Source organism: Caulobacter sp. FV1ye6ST (assembly GCF_058681225.1).
Genome location: NZ_CM178733.1, coordinates 3,318,015 through 3,335,311, shown reverse-complemented (window position 1 = coordinate 3,335,311; position 17,297 = coordinate 3,318,015). Strand labels below are relative to the sequence as shown.

General features: G+C 67.5%; 19 protein-coding genes. 11 read left to right on the top strand and 8 right to left on the bottom strand.

Translation table 11 applies throughout. The annotated features are described in order from the left end of the window. Nucleotides 1–27 precede the first annotated feature (27 nt). Nucleotides 28–2,454: a DUF3553 domain-containing protein gene (locus ACW175_RS16105; protein WP_492101028.1), complete on the bottom strand. Its 2,427-nt coding sequence runs from the start codon at nt 2,452–2,454 to the stop codon at nt 28–30. Nucleotides 2,455–2,587: 133 nt separating this feature from the next. Between ACW175_RS16105 and ACW175_RS16100 the strand changes: the two genes are divergently transcribed. Then, complete coding sequence (locus ACW175_RS16100) at nt 2,588–2,842, top strand: hypothetical protein (protein WP_492101027.1); 255 nt, start codon at nt 2,588–2,590, stop codon at nt 2,840–2,842. Between the two features lie 26 nt (nt 2,843–2,868). On the opposite strand, the gene ACW175_RS16095 is transcribed toward ACW175_RS16100, so the two are convergent. The 3 genes from ACW175_RS16095 to ACW175_RS16085 are packed head-to-tail and all read right to left on the bottom strand — an operon-like array spanning nt 2,869 to nt 4,183. Then, entirely contained in the window at nt 2,869–3,078 is a 210-nt protein-coding gene (locus ACW175_RS16095) for a ribbon-helix-helix domain-containing protein (protein WP_492104980.1), read from the bottom strand. 3 nt (nt 3,079–3,081) lie between these two features. Continuing rightward, the gene (locus ACW175_RS16090; protein WP_492101026.1) at nt 3,082–3,258 is read right to left on the bottom strand and encodes a DUF4169 family protein; all 177 of its coding nucleotides are present in this window, start codon (nt 3,256–3,258) and stop codon (nt 3,082–3,084) included. Between the two features lie 22 nt (nt 3,259–3,280). Then, the gene (locus tag ACW175_RS16085) at nt 3,281–4,183 is read right to left on the bottom strand and encodes a DUF6807 family protein (protein ID WP_492101025.1); all 903 of its coding nucleotides are present in this window, start codon (nt 4,181–4,183) and stop codon (nt 3,281–3,283) included. A gap of 136 nt (nt 4,184–4,319) precedes the next feature. On the opposite strand from ACW175_RS16085, the gene ACW175_RS16080 reads away from it, so the two are divergent. Together ACW175_RS16080 and ACW175_RS16075 are read left to right on the top strand one after the other, a co-directional pair. Further along, nucleotides 4,320–4,562: a DUF2171 domain-containing protein gene (locus ACW175_RS16080; RefSeq protein WP_492101024.1), complete on the top strand. Its 243-nt coding sequence runs from the start codon at nt 4,320–4,322 to the stop codon at nt 4,560–4,562. A gap of 105 nt (nt 4,563–4,667) precedes the next feature. Further along, nucleotides 4,668–5,303, top strand: a complete 636-nt coding sequence (locus ACW175_RS16075) for a glutathione S-transferase family protein (RefSeq protein WP_492101023.1) — start codon at nt 4,668–4,670, stop codon at nt 5,301–5,303. Nucleotides 5,304–5,363: 60 nt separating this feature from the next. Here the strand turns inward: ACW175_RS16075 and ACW175_RS16070 are convergent, their stop codons facing one another. Both ACW175_RS16070 and ACW175_RS16065 read right to left on the bottom strand, forming a co-directional pair. Beyond that, nucleotides 5,364–6,566, bottom strand: coding sequence for a pyridoxal phosphate-dependent aminotransferase (locus ACW175_RS16070; RefSeq protein WP_492101022.1), 1,203 nt, complete (start codon nt 6,564–6,566; stop codon nt 5,364–5,366). A 132-nt stretch (nt 6,567–6,698) separates the two neighbouring features. Continuing rightward, on the bottom strand, nt 6,699–7,367 hold the full coding sequence (locus ACW175_RS16065) for an AAA family ATPase (RefSeq protein ID WP_492101021.1): 669 nt from the start codon (nt 7,365–7,367) through the stop codon (nt 6,699–6,701). 228 nt (nt 7,368–7,595) lie between these two features. On the opposite strand from ACW175_RS16065, the gene ACW175_RS16060 reads away from it, so the two are divergent. Next, a complete protein-coding gene (locus tag ACW175_RS16060) occupies nt 7,596–8,315 on the top strand; it encodes a TVP38/TMEM64 family protein (RefSeq protein WP_492101020.1) in 720 nt (239 codons plus the stop codon). Here ACW175_RS16060 and ACW175_RS16055 read toward each other — a convergent pair. Beyond that, the gene (locus ACW175_RS16055; RefSeq protein ID WP_492101019.1) at nt 8,278–8,958 is read right to left on the bottom strand and encodes a TetR/AcrR family transcriptional regulator; all 681 of its coding nucleotides are present in this window, start codon (nt 8,956–8,958) and stop codon (nt 8,278–8,280) included. The two genes, ACW175_RS16060 and ACW175_RS16055, sit on opposite strands and share 38 nt — an antisense overlap. Before the next feature lie 49 nt (nt 8,959–9,007). On the opposite strand from ACW175_RS16055, the gene ACW175_RS16050 reads away from it, so the two are divergent. The 3 genes from ACW175_RS16050 to ACW175_RS16040 all read left to right on the top strand — a co-directional run bounded on the left by ACW175_RS16050 (nt 9,008) and on the right by ACW175_RS16040 (nt 12,773). Then, on the top strand, nt 9,008–10,963 hold the full coding sequence (locus tag ACW175_RS16050; RefSeq protein WP_492101018.1) for an alkyl/aryl-sulfatase: 1,956 nt from the start codon (nt 9,008–9,010) through the stop codon (nt 10,961–10,963). Between the two features lie 95 nt (nt 10,964–11,058). Then, nucleotides 11,059–11,115 (top strand): hypothetical protein, encoded by a 57-nt coding sequence (locus ACW175_RS16045; RefSeq protein WP_199170726.1) that lies wholly within the window; start codon nt 11,059–11,061, stop codon nt 11,113–11,115. An 83-nt stretch (nt 11,116–11,198) separates the two neighbouring features. Next, nucleotides 11,199–12,773, top strand: a complete 1,575-nt coding sequence (locus ACW175_RS16040) for a 2-isopropylmalate synthase (protein WP_492101017.1) — start codon at nt 11,199–11,201, stop codon at nt 12,771–12,773. On the opposite strand, the gene ACW175_RS16035 is transcribed toward ACW175_RS16040, so the two are convergent. Further along, nucleotides 12,770–13,243, bottom strand: a complete 474-nt coding sequence (locus tag ACW175_RS16035) for a hypothetical protein (RefSeq protein WP_492101016.1) — start codon at nt 13,241–13,243, stop codon at nt 12,770–12,772. The genes ACW175_RS16040 and ACW175_RS16035 overlap by 4 nt on opposite strands. A gap of 120 nt (nt 13,244–13,363) precedes the next feature. Between ACW175_RS16035 and ACW175_RS16030 the strand changes: the two genes are divergently transcribed. The 4 genes from ACW175_RS16030 to ACW175_RS16015 all read left to right on the top strand — a co-directional run bounded on the left by ACW175_RS16030 (nt 13,364) and on the right by ACW175_RS16015 (nt 17,297). Beyond that, nucleotides 13,364–14,242: a DMT family transporter gene (locus ACW175_RS16030; RefSeq protein ID WP_492101015.1), complete on the top strand. Its 879-nt coding sequence runs from the start codon at nt 13,364–13,366 to the stop codon at nt 14,240–14,242. 354 nt (nt 14,243–14,596) lie between these two features. Continuing rightward, the gene (locus ACW175_RS16025; RefSeq protein WP_004623009.1) at nt 14,597–15,640 is read left to right on the top strand and encodes a rod shape-determining protein; all 1,044 of its coding nucleotides are present in this window, start codon (nt 14,597–14,599) and stop codon (nt 15,638–15,640) included. 47 nt (nt 15,641–15,687) lie between these two features. Continuing rightward, nucleotides 15,688–16,785, top strand: a complete 1,098-nt coding sequence (mreC, locus tag ACW175_RS16020; RefSeq protein ID WP_492101014.1) for a rod shape-determining protein MreC — start codon at nt 15,688–15,690, stop codon at nt 16,783–16,785. After that, nucleotides 16,782–17,297, top strand: a complete 516-nt coding sequence (locus ACW175_RS16015) for a hypothetical protein (RefSeq protein WP_492101013.1) — start codon at nt 16,782–16,784, stop codon at nt 17,295–17,297. The genes mreC and ACW175_RS16015 overlap by 4 nt, the downstream gene beginning before the upstream one ends.

The following is a 17,297-nucleotide window of genomic DNA, read 5'->3' as shown; positions in this document are numbered from 1 at the left end:
GGGCTAGCCCGAATCCGGGCGAGGAGATCAGGCCTTCTCGACGAAGCTGTCGATGACCTTCTTCTCGCCCGCCTTGTCAAAGGCCACGGTCAGCTTGTTGCCTTCGATGCTGGTGACCTGGCCGTAGCCGAACTTGACGTGGAACACCCGGTCACCGCGCGAATAGGCGCTCTTGCTGGGGGCGGAGACGGCGACCAGGCGGCCCTCGCCCTCGATCGGGGCCGAGCGGGCGGACGAGCCGGCGCGGACACCCTGGGGGCCGCGCCAGGCGGGGCCGCGTTCGCCAAAGCCGGCGGTGCGTTCCTGGGCGCGCTTCCAGCCGGGGCTGTCATAGCTGCTGCCGGCCTGGAAGGCGGACGTGCCGGGATCGTCCCAACGCGAGGCGGCCGTCGTCTGCATGCCGGGGCCGCCGCCGTAATAGCCGGTCTCGGAGCCCGCATCGACGTGGGCGATCGGCAGTTCGTCGACGAAGCGGCTGGGCAACTGCGACGTCCAGCGGCCATAGACCTGACGGTTGGCCACGAAGCTGATCAGGGCCTGCTCGCGGGCGCGGGTGATGCCGACATAGGCCAGGCGGCGCTCTTCCTCGAGGCCCTTCTCGCCCTTGTCGTCCATGCTGCGCTGGCTGGGGAACACGCCTTCCTCCCAGCCGGGCAGGAAGACCAGAGGGAATTCCAGACCCTTGGCTGAGTGCAGGGTCATGATCCAGACAGCGTCGCCGGTGGCTTCGCGGTCCAGGTCCATGACCAGGGACACGTGCTCCAGATAGGCTTCGAGCGTGTCGAAGGCGGCCATCGACTGGACCAGTTCCTTCAGGTTCTCCAGCCGCGTCTGGCTGGTCGGACCCTTGTCGAGGCGTAGGGCGTCGGTATAGCCGCTCTCCTCCAGCACCGTCTCCAGCAGGCGCTGGTGGTGGACCGAGCCGATCAGCGAGCGCCAGCGGTCCAGGTCGCGGATGAAATTGCTGAGCGCCGTTCGCGTGCGGGCCGGCAGCTCGTCGCTGGCGATGATCTGCCGCGCCGCCTCGACGGTCGAGACGCCGCTCAGCCGGGCGATCTGCAACAGCTTCTGCACCGAGGTGTCGCCGATGCCGCGCTTGGGCGTGTTGACGATGCGCTCGAAGGCCAGATCGTCGTCGGGCGACTGGATCAGGCGCAGATAGGCGTGGGCGTCGCGAATTTCGGCCCGTTCGAAGAAGCGCGGACCGCCGACCACCTTGTAGGGGATCTGCAGCATCACGAAGCGTTCTTCGAAGGCGCGCATCTGGAACGAGGCGCGCACGAGTATGGCCATCTGGTTGTACTTGCGGCCGGCCTTCTTGGCCCGCTCGATCTCGTCGGCGATCATCCGGCTCTCGGCCTCGCCGTCCCAGACGCCGCTGACCCGGACCTTCTCGCCGCCGGTCGCCTCGGTCCACAGGGTCTTGCCCAGGCGACCCTTGTTGGCGGTGATCAGGCCAGAGGCAGCGGCCAGGATGTGCTCGGTCGAGCGGTAGTTGCGCTCCAGGCGCACGACCTTGGCGCCGGTGAAGTCGCGCTCGAACCGCAGGATGTTGTCGACCTCGGCCCCGCGCCAGCCATAGATCGACTGGTCGTCGTCGCCGACGCAGCAGACGTTCTGGCGGCCCTGGGCCAGCAGGCGCAGCCACAGGTACTGGGCGACGTTGGTGTCCTGGTACTCGTCGACCATCACGTATTTGAAGCGGCGCTGGAACTCGTCCAGCACGTCGGGATGGCCGGTGAACAGGCTGATATTGTGCAGCAGAAGGTCGCCGAAGTCGCAGGCGTTCAGGATGCGCAGGCGCTCCTGGTACTGACGATAGAGGCTGATGCCCTTGCCGTTGGCGAACTCGCCGGCTTCGCTGGTCGGGACGCGGTCGGGCGTCCAGCCGCGATTCTTCCAGCCGTCGATGATCTGCGACAGGATCCGGGGCGTCCACCGCTTGGCGTCGATGTTCTCGGCCTCGATCAGCTGCTTCAGCAGCCGCTCGTTGTCGTCGGTGTCGATGATCGTGTAGTTCGACTTCAACCCCACCAGCTCGGCGTGGCGGCGCAGGATCTGGGCGGCCACCGAGTGGAAGGTGCCCAGCCAGCGCAGGCCTTCAGCCTCCGGGCCGATGATGTGGGTGATCCGCTCGCGCATCTCGCGGGCGGCCTTGTTGGTGAAGGTGACGGCCAGCATTTCCCATGGGCGGGCGCGGCCTGTCGCCAGGATGTGGGCCAGGCGGGTGGTCAGCACGCGGGTCTTGCCGGTGCCTGCCCCGGCCAGGACCAGAAGCGGGCCTTCGGTGGTCTCCACCGCCTCGCGCTGCTCGGGGTTCAGGCCGTCCAGATAGTTGGGCGTGGCATGGCCGTGGGCCGGCGGCCGCGGCCGGGCCAGGTCGGAGATGCGCGGAGAGGGCAGGTCGCCCGGGAAGCCGGCGGCGGCTTCGAGCGAGTCATCATCGGGATACATGGAACATATGTAGCACAAACCGCGCGCGGCTTAAGCCCCCATGGGCTGATCGGCGAGGGCGGCAACGGAACCTTGGACCTCGCGTACCGTTGATTCGCCAACTCGAACAGAGCAGTCACGCGTGGAGACTCTCATGGCCAAGACGCTCGCGCACAACGGACACGCGCACCGCGATAGCGCTGGCGGCGTGTTCGCGATCTTGCTGGTCATAGCCATCCTTGCGGCGACGATCTTGGGGGCCTGGAAGCTGGGTGTCATGGCCGGTGGTGAGGCCGACTGGCGCCAGAGCCTGCCGGAGCTGTCGAGAACTCTACGCCCGACCCCGAACCCGCAGCCGCCGCCGATTCCGACGCAGCGGCGCCCGGCGGTGACGCCGGAACTAAGGTAGCGAAGCGGTCACCCGTTTCGCTAACCTCAGCCTCCTGTTCGCATCAGGGCAAATACCCGGCACGCCGATGCCAGCGGCCTCTCGCCGCGTTCAAGATCGATTCTCTGGATCAGGCCGGCCAGGCTCACCGCCTCCTCGGCCGCCGCCTTGTCCAGCACCGCCCAGAACTCTGGCTCCAGGGCCAGGGAGGTCGCGTGGCCGGCCAGGTTCACGGAGCGCTTCTTCAACCCAGCCAGAACTCAGTCCTCGCGCTTGGCGCCGTCGAGGTCGCGCTTGAGCTTGTCGGCCCGCGCCGCGTCCAGGGTCTTCTCGGCCTTGGTGCGGCCGAACTTCGCGCGGTTCTCGGACGCCCGGGCCTTGTCATCGGCCTTGGCCTTGGCCTTGCGGGCCTGGTTCAGATTGACGATGTCGGCCATTTCTCCAGGCTTTCTTGGGCGCTTACGGGAGCTTCTTCTTGGGAGCGGGACGAATGACCAAGGTTTCCCGCAGATGCAACGCCTCATCCTTCTTGAGGACCAGCGGCGCGCGGCCGGGGAAGACGCAGTTCTGCATCGAGCGGTCATTATACAGCATCCAGCGCGTTACAGGCTGACCATTGGCCTTGCAGGCCAGGCCCACCGCCCAGGCGGGGGCACCGTCGCCCGTCCAGGCGAAGCCCATATTGCCGCCGGCGGTGATCGCCGCGCCATTCGGGATGATTGTCTTGCCTGCTGAGGCGAAGGTCAGGTGCTCGGGATCGACGAGGCGGATCGAGAAGCCGCCGAAGCCGCGATCATCCTCGCTGCCGCCCAGGCCCAGGGCGTCGACGCGCGAGGTGATCGTGGTGTCGAACTCCACCCGCCGCGCGCCGCTCTTCAGGGGGCGCACGGTGACCTTGGTGGTCTCGCGGGCGACATAGGCCAGCTCCGGTCCGGAATTGACCATCCAGTCGACCTCGACCGTCAGGGCGCCGCCGCCCTCGGCGTCGCCCAGGAAGGCCTTCGAGCGGACGAAGTAGCTGAGGCCTTTCATGTACCAGCCGTCGGCGACTGTCTTGCCGCCGGTCTGGACCTTCATCCAGGCCCACCAGATACCGCGCTGGTGGGGGTGGTCGCCGGGCCTGTCCTCGGTCAAGGCCGTCCCGTCCGGCGCGTAGAGCACGCCGACATAGTTCGAGCGACCAGGCTCGACGGCGGGATCGAGCGGCTTGGTGCGGTAGACCAGCACCGTCTTGCCGGCCTCGGTCAGGGTCACCGCGTCGTCGGCGAAGATGGCGTCGACCCGCTTGCCGATGGCCGGATCGGCGAACGCGGGGCCGGCGACCAGAAGCAGGGCGCTGGCGAGAAAGGCGCGAAGGCTCATGCGTCGTCCCCAAATCCACTCAGAACGTATCAAGAACAATCCATGCGTGCATGGCAAGCTGAAACTTAACTAGGGGCATGGCCGTTTGATGTCGCGAGGGACCCGTCACGGTCTCGCTTAATCTTGGAGACGACACATGATCGACCTCTCGCAAATCAAGGAACACCAGGAAGTCGTCGGCTCGGACGGCGGCCATGTCGGTCGCGTGGACCACATCATCGGCGGTGAAATCGAGCTGGCCAAGCTGGATCTGGGCGCGGGCTTCAAGCACCACCTGATCCCGCTGGACTGGGTGGAATATATCAATGACGACAAGCTCCACCTGAGCGTGACCAAGGACGACGCCAAGTCCAAGTGGCGCGAAAAGCTCAAGGACTAGACGCTCGGGGATTTCGACGGCCTTCGCCTGAAAGGGCGGAGGCCTTTTGCTTGACCGGATCCCAGAAGCATCCGCCTATCCGCCGCGTCAGCACGGAGGGGTTCGATGTACACGCTCTATGGTTCGCCTAGCACCGCCGGCACGGCCATCCACTGGCTGTTGCTCGAATTGGGCGTTCCGTTCGAGGCCAAGCTGCTCGATTTCGACAAGGGCGAGCACAAGACGCCCGAATACCTCGCGCTCAATCCTGACGGCGTCGTGCCCACCCTGATCGTCGACGGCGCGCCGATCACCCAGATGGCCGGCATCGCGACCCTGCTGGCCGAGCGTCATCCCGAAGGCGGCTTCGCCCCGCCGCCAGGCTCGGCCGAGCGCGCTGAATATCTCAGCTGGACCTTGTGGCTGGCCAACAGCTTTCAGCCCAACTTCCGGGCCTGGTTCTATCCGCACGAGCCCGCCGGCGGAGAAGCGCGGCAAGCCGTGCAGGCCGCCGCCCGCGAGCGCATCGAGGCGGGCCTGGCGCGGCTGGACGCCCGCCTGGTCGACCGCGACTATCTGGTCGGCGACCACTTCACGACCGTGGATCTGCTGGCGACCATCCTGTGCCGCTGGACGCGCAACATGCCCAAGCCAGCGACCGAATGGCCAAACCTGAAGCGCTATCTCGACACGATCCGCCAGCGGCCGGCGCTGCGGGAGGTCCACGCCCGCGAAGGTCTGACGGACTGGATCGACGGCTAAAATGAAGAAGGGGACCGGCGCGAGCCGATCCCCTTCGTCGTTTCAACGCGGTAGCGCTGTCTATTTCACGCTGGCGCAGAAGCGCTGGATGCGGGCGCAGGCGTCTTCCAGGACCTCGTTGCTGGTCGCGTAGCTGATGCGGAAGAACGGCGACAGGCCGAACGCCGCGCCGTGCACGACGGCCACGCCCTCGGCTTCCAGCAGCTCGCCGGCGAAGTCCTCGTCGGTCGCGATGACCTTGCCCGAGGGCGCGGTCTTGCCGATCAGGCCGGCGCACGACGGATAGACGTAGAAGGCGCCTTCCGGTGTCGGGCAGTGCAGGCCCGCGGCCTGGTTCAGCATCGACACGACCAGGTCGCGGCGCTCCTGGAACAGCTTGGCGTTCGGCTTGATGAAGTCCTGCGTGCCGTTCAGCGCCTCAAGCGCCGCCCACTGCGAGATCGAGCAGGGGTTGGAGGTCGTCTGGCTGATCATCTTTCCCATGGCCTTGATCAGCGCTTCGGGGCCTGCGGCGTAGCCGATGCGCCAGCCGGTCATCGAATAGCCCTTCGAGACGCCGTTCATCGTCAGGGTGCGGTCATAGAGCTTGGGCTCGACCTGGGCGATGGTGGTGAACTCGAAGTCGTCGAACACCAGGTGCTCGTACATGTCGTCTGTGAGCACCCAGACCTGCGGGTGGCGCAGCAGCACGTCGGCGATCGCCTGCAGCTCTTCGCGCTTGTACGCGCCGCCCGAGGGGTTCGACGGGCTGTTGATGATCAGCCACTTGGTCTTCGGCGTGATCGCCGCTTCCAGGGCTTGCGGCGTGATCTTGAAGCCGCTTTCGGCGGTGGTCTCGACCGAGATGGGGGCGCCGCCGGCCAGGAGAACCATGTCGGGGTACGACACCCAGTAGGGCGCGGGGATGATGACCTCGTCGCCCGGGTTCAGGGTGGCGACCAAGGCGTTGTAGATCACCGGCTTGCCGCCCGGGGCGACGTGGACCTGGCTCGGCTTGTACTCCAGGCCGTTCTCACGCTTGAACTTGGCGCAGATGGCGGCCTTCAGCTCGGGCATGCCGTCCGGGTCGGTGTACTTGGTCTTGCCGGCCTTGATCGCGTCGATCGCGGCGTTCTTGATATTGTCCGGCGTGTCGAAGTCCGGCTCGCCCGCCGACAGGGCGATGATGTCGCGGCCGGCGGCTTTCAGCGCGCGCGCCTTGGCGCTGATGGCGATGGTGGCCGACGGTGCGATGCGCCGCAGGGCGGCGGACTCGAGCGACATGATGCAGGACTCCCCTGTGCTTACTGGTCCGCCAAACGGGACCGTTTCAGGATTGCGGGGGTCTTTACGCGCCCGTTCGCCGCGGCGCAACGCGGTTAGGCGACATTCTCATGAAGGCCGGTAATGCGCGCGTCAGGCCTGGTTGGCGGCGAGGGTCTTGACGTGGTCGCCCAACAGCATCGGCGCGATCAGGTCCCACAGCCGGTTGATCTCCTCGGCGGCGGCCGAGCCCGGCTCCCATTCGCAGACCGAGCGGCCGTGGGCCACCGACTGCTGGAAGACGGTGCGGGCGCGCAGGCCGATCGGGGCCAGCGGCATGCCGGTGAAGCGCAGGGCTTCGGCGGCCTTGATCACGGCCGGAGGCTCCACGCCGTTGCGGCGCGAAGGGGCCTGGCTGAGGACGATGACGCCCTTCTTGCCCAGGCGACGGACCGACTCGGCCGAGCGCGCCACCGAGGCGATGTCCAGGAAGGTCGGGCGACAGACCAGCACGCAGAGGTCGGCGCTGTTGATCGCCTGCAGGACTTCGGCTTCGGGCGCGGCGGGGGTGTCGATGATCACGGCGTCGAAGTCGCCCTGTTGGGCCTGGGCCTTGGTCGAGAACAGCTTGCCGGCGTTAATCTCGGCCAGAAGCGGGCCGTCGCCGGTGCGGGCGCGCAAGGAGTCCGACGCCGAACGCTGCGGGTCGATGTCCGCGAGCATGACCTTCAAGCCCGCCAAGTGCGCGGTGATGGCCAGATTGACCGACAAGGTCGTCTTGCCGGAGCCGCCCTTGCGCGAGATCACAGCCAAGGTCTTCACTTTAGAACTCCCTATCAGGCCTAGGTTTTCGGCCCTTGCGACCTGTGGATAAGTAACGCTGTCATGTGAAGGAACCGCAACCGATTTGTCGTGATGGGCGAGTCTTAATGTCCCCGGATCGCGGTTCGGCGGGCCCGGCCGGAAATTCGCCCGTTTCCTTTGCATCTGTCGCGCCCTTGTTTCGGCGGCGGCGCTTGACCCTGGGCGGCGCCTGCGCGAGGAGGGGCCGTGATCCGCCGCATTATCGACTTCTTGACCAATATGGACGCCCGCGCTTGGCGCACGGTGGCGGTTTCGTTCGTGCTGTTCGGCGGGGTGGGCGTCGTTTTCCTGTTTGGCGCCCAGTTGCTGGGTGTCAACGGCGAGACGGCGGTCGAGCATTGGCTGGGCGCGGCCAGCGGGCCTTGGGCCCTGCCGATGGCCGTGGCGGCCTTCGCGGTCATGGCCTTCCTGGGCGTGCCTCAGTTCGTGCTGATCGCCGCGGCGGTGGTCGCCTTCGGGCCGTGGACCGGCTTCGCCTATAGCTGGATCGGCACCCTGGTCTCGTCCCTGGTCGGCTTCTGGCTGGGCCGGGCCTACGGGGCGCGGATCCTTCGCGACTTCGCGGGCGAGGGCGTCAACAAGTTCATGCGGATGATCGGCAAGAACGGCTTCATGGCCAGCCTGATCGTGCGCCTGGTGCCCTCCGCGCCGTTCATCGTCGTCAACATGGCCGCTGGCGTCACGCCGATGCGCCTGCGCGATTTCACCGCCGGCACCGCCATCGGCATCGTGCCCAAGATCGCCCTGACCGCCTTCGCCGGCAATTCGATCGTCCAGGCCATGAAGGGCGGCGGCAAGCAGCACCTCGTCATGATCGCCCTGGCCATCGTCATCTGGCTGGCCATGGGCCTGTTCAGCCGCGCCTGGCTCAAGAAGCGTGAGGCGGCGGAAGAGGCGGAGTCGTAAGCCCCGCCGCTGCATAGGTCGCTTCGCGCCACGCTCGGACGATCTCGCCGAACCAGCGGGTGCGCGTAGCGTCGTCCATGCCATCGGTCTCCTCGACCCCGGCCGCCCAGGCCTCGATCACGAACGGCATGAAGGTGCGCGCGGCGTGGCGACACGTGGCGCGGGCCGCGTCCGAAGCCTTCGGTGTCGGCGCGACGAACGGTTCGATCCGCTTGGTCAGCAGGGCTTCCAGGGCCGCGCGCCAGACGGCGGCCTCGGGCGCGCCTCGCGCGTCGCGCAGCAGCAGCAAGGCCAGCTTCGGATTGGCGCGCGACATCTCGACCAGGCGCGCGATGCTGGAGCCGTAGCCGCCCCAGGGCCGGCCGGCGTCGGCCTCGATCCGGGTCAGCATCTCCGCAAAGAGGGCGTCGATCAGGCTCTGGCGCGAGGGATAAAGCCGATAGATCAGGATCTTGGCCACCCCCATGCGGTCGGCGACGTCCTGCATGGTGGCGACCTGCAGGCCCTTCTCGGAAAACACCTCGACGGCGGCGTCCAGCACAGCAAGACCGCGCGCGGCCTTGTCGACCCTGGGCTTGGGCTGACCGGGGCGACCTCTGGCGACAGGGACCTTGGTCGGGGGGACTTTCGCGACTCCGCTCATGGATGCTATGTAGAATGAAACTATAAAGTTTCAAAATGTGGAGGGCGGGATGCGCAAGGAAATGCTGGCGGCTGGCGTCGCGGTTCTGGCGATGGTCGCGGGCGCGGCGAGAGCAGGGGATCCGGCCACCGCGATCACGGCCGACAAGCAGAAGGCCTTCGCCGCGACTCTCCCGATGGCCGACCGCCAGGACTTCGCCTTCGCCGATCAGGGCTTCCTGGGCACCCGCGCCGATCCGCTGATCAAGCGCGCCGATGGCCAGGCGGCCTGGAACCTGGCGGCCTACGATTTCCTGAAGGGCGAGCCGCCCGCGACCGTGAACCCCAGCCTGTGGCGGCAGGCGCAGCTGCTATCCAAGCATGGGCTCTTCAAGGTTTCCGACCGCGTCTACCAGGTGCGCGGCTTCGACATCTCCAACATCACCTTCGTGCGCGGCGACAGCGGCTGGATCGTCATCGACCCGCTGACCATGAAGGAGACGGCCAAGGCCGCGCTGGACCTGGTCAACGAGAAGCTGGGCGTCCTGCCGATCAAGGCGGTGATCTACACCCACAGCCACAGCGACCACTTCGGCGGCGTGCGCGGCGTGGTCGACGAGGTCGACGTCAAGGCCGGCAAGGTGGCGATCATCGCGCCCGCGGGCTTCATGAAAGAGGTCGCCGCCGAGAACATCCTGGCCGGCAACGCCATGAGCCGCCGGGCTCAGTACCAGTTCGGGGTCATGCTGCCGCCGGGCGTCGAGGGGCAGATCACCTCTGGCATCGGCCAGAACATCGCGCGCGGATCGATCACCTTGATCCCGCCGACGGTCAGCATCGACCATACGGGCCAGGAACTGACCTTGGACGGCGTGAAGATCCGCTTCCAGTACACGCCCGGCACCGAGGCGCCGGCCGAGATGAACCTCTATTTCCCGGACCTGCGCATTCTGGACATGGCCGAGAACGCCAATGTCACGATGCACAACCTGCTGACGCCACGTGGCGCGCTGGTCCGCGACAGCAAGGCCTGGGCCGACGACCTGACCGAGTCGATCAGGCTGTTCGGCGACGTCTCCGACACCATGATCACCAGCCACGGCTGGCCGCGTTTCGGCGGGGCGGTGGTCCGCGACTTCCTGGCCGATCACCGCGACGCCTACAAATATCTGCACGACCAGACGGTGCGGATGATGAACCTCGGCATGACCGGCGACGAGATCGCCGCGCGGATAGAACTGCCGTCCGCGCTTTCCAAGGACTGGTTCAACCGCGGCTACTACGGCTCGATGAGCTTCAACAGCCGGGCGGTCTATCAGCGCTATATGGGCTTCTACGACGCCAACCCGGCGCATCTGGTCCCGTCGCCGCCGGCCGACGCTGGCAAGCGCTACGTCGCCGCGATGGGCGGGGCGGCCAAGGTCAAGGCGATGGCCAAGGAGACGATGGAGAAAGGCGACTATGCCTGGGCCGCCACCTTGCTGAACCACGCGGTCATGGCCGACGACGGCGACCAGGAGGCCAAGACCTTGCTCGCCGCCGCCTACACGCAGATGGGCTACCAGACCGAGAACAGCCTGTGGCGGAACATCTATCTGACCGGCGCCGACGAGCTGCGGGGCGGGGTGCGCAAGCTGCCGGCCTCGATGACCCCGCTGGACATGCTGGCGGCGCTGGACAGCGCGATGATCTTCGACGTGCTGTCGGTGCGCCTGAACCCCGACAAGGCCAAGGACGCGCACCTGCGGATCGTCTTCGTCTTCCCGGACCGGAACGAGCGGTTCCTGGTCGAGGTGCGCAACGGCGTGCTGGTCGCTCAGCCCGCGGGGGAAGGCGAAAAGGCCGACGCCACCCTGACGGTGGCGCGGCCGGTGTTCCTGGACTCGCTGTTCACGGGCAAGTCGCTGGTTCCGAAGATCCTGACCGGCGAGGTCAAGCTCGAGGGTGATCGCGCGGCGATGGGGCGGATGACGGGATGGTTCGACGCCTTCCCGACCGACTTCCCGATCGTTACGCGCCCGAATTGAACTCGAGTGGGAACAAACTTGCGCCAGCTGCGACGGATCGCGCGGCTGGCGCAAATTGCTTGCTCGATTCCGGGGTGATGTGTAGAAAGTCCGCCATGAACGTCGCGCGCGCACTGCTTTCGCTTCGGCTTATCAGCCCCTGGGCGCTCTAGGGGCCGCGCTTCGTCGCGGCCGGGCGCACAGGGGATAGTTCCCGCAGCCCCGCACGCAGACACCCCATTCGACGAGTATTCCCATGACTTCCGTACCGACCGCAGCTTTCGACAAGCGCGACAACGTCGTCATTTTCGACACCACCATGCGCGACGGCGAGCAGTCGCCCGGCGCCTCGATGTCGCTGGAAGAGAAGCTGGAACTGGCCAAGATCCTCGAGGAGATGGGGGTCGACATCATCGAGGCCGGCTTCCCGATCGCCTCGAACGGCGACTTCGAGGCCGTCCGCGAGGTGGCCAAGATCGTCAAGAACTCGACCATCGCCGGCCTGTGCCGCGCCCACCAGGTCGACATCGACCGCTGCGCCGAGGCCCTGAAGCCCACCCAGCGCGGCCGGATCCACGTGGTCATCGCCACGTCCGACCTGCACATGAAGCACAAGCTGCAGATGGAGCCGGACGCCGTCATCGACGTGATCGCCCGCTCGGTGGCCCACGCCCGCAACCTGCGCGACGACGTCGAGTGGTCGGCCGAGGACGCCACCCGCAGCGACCGCGAGTTCCTGCGCCGCGCCACCGAGACCGCCATCAAGGCCGGCGCCACGACGATCAACCTGCCCGACACCGTCGGCTACACCTATCCGTCGGAATACGCCGACCTGTTCAGCTGGATGGTCAACAACGTCGAGGGCGCCGACAAGGTGATCTTCTCGACCCACTGCCACAACGACCTGGGCCTGGCCGTCGCCAACAGCCTGGCCGGCGTGCAGGGCGGGGCCCGGCAGGTCGAGTGCGCCGTGAACGGCCTGGGCGAGCGCGCCGGCAACGCCGCGCTGGAAGAGATCGTCATGGCCCTGAAGGTGCGCGGCGACCGTCTGCCCTTCCAGACCGGCATCGACACCACCCACATCACCCGCGCCAGCCGCTACGTCTCGGCCATTACCGGCTTCCCGGTGCAGTACAACAAGGCCATCGTCGGCAAGAACGCCTTCGCGCACGAGAGCGGCATCCACCAGGACGGCATGCTCAAGAACCGCGAGACCTATGAGATCATGACGCCGGAGTCGGTGGGCCAGGCCCCGTCGAGCCTGGTCATGGGCAAGCACTCGGGCAGTCACGCCTTCCGCGCCAAGCTGAAGGACCTGGGCTACGAACTGGGCGAGAACGCGCTGAAGGAAGCCTTCGGCCGCTTCAAGGACCTGGCCGATCGCAAGAAGCACGTCTACGACGACGACATCATCGCCCTGGTCGACGACGCCCTGGCGCGCGGCTCGGAGAAGATTCGCGTCTCGCACCTGCGCGTGGTGGCCGGCACCGACGGCCAGTCGGCCGAGCTGACCCTGGATGTCGACGGCCAATCGAAGACGGCCGAGGCCACGGGCGACGGTCCGGTGGACGCCGTGTTCAACGCGATCCACAAGATCGTGCCCCACGAGGCCGCCCTGCGCCTGTTCCAGGTGCATGCGGTGACCGAGGGCACCGACGCCCAGGCCCAGGTCTCGGTGCGTCTGGAAGAGGACGGCCGCATCGCCACCGGCGCGGCCGCCGACACCGACACGCTCACCGCCTCGGCCAAGGCGTATGTCAACGCGCTGAACAACCTCTTCGCCCGCAAGGAAAAGAGCCGGCCGGAAGCGGCGATCGCCAGCGGCTTCTAAGCGACGCGACGCGAGCTGAACGGCCGCGTCGCCAGGATCTCGGCCCCCAGGTGCGCCTGGGGCTGCACGTCCAGCCCCAGTTCCCGCAGACTGTCGGCGAGCGCTCCGCGGAGCGTTTCGTCCAGCAGGGCGCTGGCGTCCACGACCAGCGTCCCGCCGGGGCGCAGTATGCCGTAGGTCGCGGCGATGACGGCGCGGGCGTCGTGCAGGGTAGGGCAGTCCAGCACCAGCAGCACGTCGCTGCGCTCGTCGGCCGCCCCGCAGGTGGCACGGCGCGCGGCCTCGACGCGCTGATAGCCGCGACGCCACAGCTGGCACATGGCTTCGCCCGCGCCAGGGCCGGCGACCGCCACGAAGCACAGCGGCGTGGCCTCGGCGAGGTCCAGCATACGGTCCAGGGCGGGATTGATCCCGTCGGTCGGAACGCCCAGCAGGAACTGAGCGGCCTGACGGAGTGGGTGGGGCGACATGGTCGGTAAGCCTTCTTGAAGTCGCACCGGGCGACGAACGCCGCCTGTCTTGCGCCCGCAGCGCATAAGGGCTCCATGCGAAACCAGAGCGTCCGCCTAAGGGCGACGTAAGGATCACCGATGATCTGGATCCCCATCACCATCGTCGCCACGGTCTTCCAGGTGGCGCGCAACGCGGCCCAGCGCTCGATCATGGGTGGGGCGGGGCCGTGGGGCGCCACCCTGGTCCGTTTCCTGTTCGGCCTGCCGTTCGCCGCCGTCTTCGCCCTGATCGCCGTGCTGGCGACGCCGGGGCTGGATTTCCACCCGCACGCCCGGTTCTGGGTCGCCTGCGTCGCCGGCGCTGCGTTCCAGATCGGCGCGACGGCGGCCATGCTGACGGCGATGCAGCGCTCGTCGTTCGCTCTGGGCACCGCCTTGCAGCAGAGCGGCCTGCCGTTCGCGCTGATCTTCGGGGCGCTGGTGTTCAAGGACCATGTCGGCCCGGTCGCCTGGGCTGGCGGACTGATCGCGACCGGCGGGCTGGCCGCCCTGTCGTGGCCGCGCGGCGAGGTGGTCATCCGCCGGGGCGCGGTGCTGGCCGGCTTGGTCTCGGGCGCGGCCTTCGCCCTGTGCGCCAACTGCTTCCGGCAAGCGGCCCTGGCCCTGGATCCTGTCCACCCGCCGGCCGCCGCCTTCACGACGGTGCTGGTGGTGCAGGCCATCCAGACGATCGCCCTGACCAGCTACCTGGCCTGGCGCGATCCGGACTCGCTCAGAGCGGTGGTCGCCGCCTGGCGGCAGTCGCTGGGCGCGGGGTTCTGCGGCGCGGCGGCCTCCGGCCTGTGGTTCACGGCCATGGCCTTGTCGCCCGTCGGGCCGGTGAGGGCGGTCGGGGTGGTCGAAATACCGGTCGCGGCCATCGCCGGACGTCGTCTGTTCAAGGAGCGTCTGACGCTCTTCCAAGTGGGCGCCTGCGGCATAACGGCCGTCGGGGTCGTCATGGCCGCGCTGGGCTAGATTTCGCCATGTTCGGGTGCTTGGCCAACTTGGCCGCAAAAGCCTTCGAAAACCCCGCGAATAGACCTTGAATTCAACGCTTTCGCAGGGCACACGGGCGGGCGTCGGCGTGCTTTTGGCCGTTCGGACGACGGCGCGGCCAGGGGGCCGCGCTCCCGTCGAGCGGCGAGGCCTGTCGGCTGGATCGAAATCCGCCAAATGCGGGAATCATGTTGTCCTCGCATCGAATTGAAGTAGGAGCCTTTTCTTCTCCGTCGACCCCGTCTCAGGGACGGAAACGGCCTTCTTCTTCCGATCTGACGTCCTATTTCTACCGCCTGTAACGCCCCTCCTACCCCTCAGTCAGGGCTTTCAATGTTTTCTTCCCTCTTCGGCGTGATCTCGAACGACATCGCCATCGACCTCGGCACGGCCAACACCCTCATCTACATGAAGGGCAAGGGGATCGTTCTGAATGAACCGTCGGTGGTGGCCCTGCGCAATGTCGGCGGTCGCAAGATCGTCCACGCCGTGGGCATCGAGGCCAAGCAGATGCTGGGCCGCACCCCGGGCCACATGGAAGCCATCCGCCCGATGCGCGACGGCGTCATCGCCGACTTCGAAGTCGCCGAGGAGATGATCAAGTACTTCATCCGCAAGGTTCACAACCGCAAGGGCTTCGTGAACCCGAAGGTGATCGTGTGCGTGCCGTCGGGCGCCACCGCCGTGGAACGCCGCGCCATCAATGACAGCTGCCTAAACGCCTCTGCCCGTCGCGTCGGCCTGATCGACGAGCCGATGGCCGCCGCGATCGGCGCCGGCCTGCCGATCCATGAGCCGACCGGCTCGATGGTCGTCGACATCGGCGGCGGCACCACCGAGGTGGCCGTGCTGTCGCTGTCGGGCATCGTCTATTCGCGCTCGGTCCGCGTCGGCGGCGACAAGATGGACGAGGCGATCATCAGCTACATGCGTCGCCACCATAACCTGCTGATCGGCGAGACGACCGCCGAGCGCATCAAGAAGGAAATCGGCACCGCCCGCGCGCCGGCCGACGGCGAGGGGCTGTCGATCGACGTCAAGGGCCGCGACCTGATGCAGGGCGTGCCGCGCGAAGTCCGCATCTCGGAAAAGCAGGCGGCCGACGCCCTGGCCGAACCGGTCGGGCAGATCGTCGAGGCCGTGAAGGTGGCCCTGGAAGCCACGCCGCCGGAACTGGCCAGCGATATCGCCGACAAGGGCATCATGCTGACCGGCGGCGGCGCGCTGCTGCGCGGTCTGGACGCCGAGATCCGCGACCACACCGGTCTGCCGGTCACCGTGGCCGATGATCCGCTGTCGTGCGTGGCCCTGGGCTGCGGCAAGGTTCTCGAGCATCCGAAGTGGATGAAGGGCGTCCTGGAATCCACGCTGGCCTAAAGCCGGTATTGCTCTAGAGGCGCCTGGGGGGCGTCGGGAGAAAGTACGTGCCCTTTCGCGAAGGTCCCCTTGGCGACCTGAAAGTGCCGCTTACCTGGACGGCGGCGGTGGCCCTGATCGTCGCGGCTGTCATCGCTGTCGCCTTCCTGCTGGCCGATCGTCGCGAGACCCTCCAGGAGCAGGCCTATGGCGTCACCCGCCAGACGGTGGACGTCGTCTCCCGGCCGGTCAGCGGCGCCATCGCCGCGCCGGGCCGCTGGACGGGCCTGGGCCTGGACTATGTCCGCAGCTACTTCTTCATTGCCTCGGAGAACCGTCGCCTGAAGACCGAGCTGGCCGAGATGCGTCAGTGGCGCGACCGCGCCCTGGACCTTCACGACCAGAACGAGCGATTCAAGAGTCTGCTAGGCCTGCGCACCGATCCGCCGATCCCGATGGCCTCGGCCCGGGTGGTGGCCGACAGCCGCGGTCCCTTCGCCAATACTCGTCTGGCCGACACCGGCTCGGAACGGGGTGTCGAGGTCGGCAATCCCGTTCTCAACGAGCGCGGCCTGGTCGGTCGCGTGGTCGGCGTCTCGCGCGGCGCCAGCCGGGTGCTGCTGCTGACCGACATCGCTTCGCGCACGCCGGTGATGATCGACCGCACCAACGCCCGCGCCATCCTGACCGGCGACGGCGGCCCCAATCCCAAGCTGGAATATCTACGCGGCGTCGATCCGATCCAGCAGGGCGACCGTGTCGTCACCTCGGGTGACGGCGGCGTGGTGCCGCGCGGCCTCCCGGTAGGCGCCGCGGTCAAGGGTCTGGACGGTCGTTGGCGCGTGGTGCTGTTCGCCGACCAGTCGTCGATCGACTACATCCGCATCCTGCTGTTCAAGGACTTCTCCCAGCTGGCCGACGAGAAGCAGTTGGAGGCCAAGTCCCTGCCGCCGGTGACGACCGAGGATCCGCAGACCTCGATCCTGTCCGCCCCGGCGCCCGCGCCCAAGCCCGCGGCGACCACCGCGTCTCCGCCGGCTACGACGCCGGCGCCGCCCGCCGCGGCTCAGCCCAAGCCAGCGGCCCCGAAGCCCGCGACGCCGAAGCCGGTCGCGCCCAAGCCCGCCACGGCCGCGCCGCCCGCGGCGACGGGAACGCCGCGATGAGCATGAGCGGCGGGCGAGCGCTCAATCCCGTCCGTTGGCTGGGCGTGCCGATGCTTCTGAGCATTTTCGCGACGATCCTGTTCGCCGCGCCGATCCGCATCTGGGGCCTGCAACTGCCGGAGCCGGTGTTCGCCATGGTCCCGGCCTTCGCCTGGGCGATGATCCGCCCCTCCATCCTGGCTCCATTCGCGCTGTTGATCCTCGGCCTGTTCCTGGACATCTTCTGGGGCGGGCCCACGGGCCTGTGGGGCCTGTCGCTGCTGGTCGCCTACGCCATGGTTCTTATCCTGCGCAACGCCATGACCGGCCAGAGCCGGCCGATGATGTGGGCTTGGTTCGCCGGGGTCACGGGCGTCGCCATGATCGGCGGCTTCCTGTTCACCATGCTCGACAGCCTGGCCATGCCCAGCCTGCTGGCCGTATTCTGGCAGTTCCTGGTCACGGCGCTGCTGTTCCCTTTCGCCCACCGCCTGGTCGATCGCTTCGAGGACGCCGACGTGCGGTTCCGGTGA

Coding starts and splice junctions, on each gene's coding strand:
- ACW175_RS16105 (WP_492101028.1), bottom strand. CDS start 2,454: ATGTATCCCGATGATGACTCGCTCGAAGCCGCCGCCGGCTTCCCGGGC.
- ACW175_RS16100 (WP_492101027.1), top strand. CDS start 2,588: ATGGCCAAGACGCTCGCGCACAACGGACACGCGCACCGCGATAGCGCT.
- ACW175_RS16090 (WP_492101026.1), bottom strand. CDS start 3,258: ATGGCCGACATCGTCAATCTGAACCAGGCCCGCAAGGCCAAGGCCAAG.
- ACW175_RS16085 (WP_492101025.1), bottom strand. CDS start 4,183: ATGAGCCTTCGCGCCTTTCTCGCCAGCGCCCTGCTTCTGGTCGCCGGC.
- ACW175_RS16080 (WP_492101024.1), top strand. CDS start 4,320: ATGATCGACCTCTCGCAAATCAAGGAACACCAGGAAGTCGTCGGCTCG.
- ACW175_RS16075 (WP_492101023.1), top strand. CDS start 4,668: ATGTACACGCTCTATGGTTCGCCTAGCACCGCCGGCACGGCCATCCAC.
- ACW175_RS16070 (WP_492101022.1), bottom strand. CDS start 6,566: ATGTCGCTCGAGTCCGCCGCCCTGCGGCGCATCGCACCGTCGGCCACC.
- ACW175_RS16055 (WP_492101019.1), bottom strand. CDS start 8,958: ATGAGCGGAGTCGCGAAAGTCCCCCCGACCAAGGTCCCTGTCGCCAGA.
- ACW175_RS16050 (WP_492101018.1), top strand. CDS start 9,008: ATGCGCAAGGAAATGCTGGCGGCTGGCGTCGCGGTTCTGGCGATGGTC.
- ACW175_RS16040 (WP_492101017.1), top strand. CDS start 11,199: ATGACTTCCGTACCGACCGCAGCTTTCGACAAGCGCGACAACGTCGTC.
- ACW175_RS16035 (WP_492101016.1), bottom strand. CDS start 13,243: ATGTCGCCCCACCCACTCCGTCAGGCCGCTCAGTTCCTGCTGGGCGTT.
- ACW175_RS16030 (WP_492101015.1), top strand. CDS start 13,364: ATGATCTGGATCCCCATCACCATCGTCGCCACGGTCTTCCAGGTGGCG.
- ACW175_RS16025 (WP_004623009.1), top strand. CDS start 14,597: ATGTTTTCTTCCCTCTTCGGCGTGATCTCGAACGACATCGCCATCGAC.
- ACW175_RS16015 (WP_492101013.1), top strand. CDS start 16,782: ATGAGCATGAGCGGCGGGCGAGCGCTCAATCCCGTCCGTTGGCTGGGC.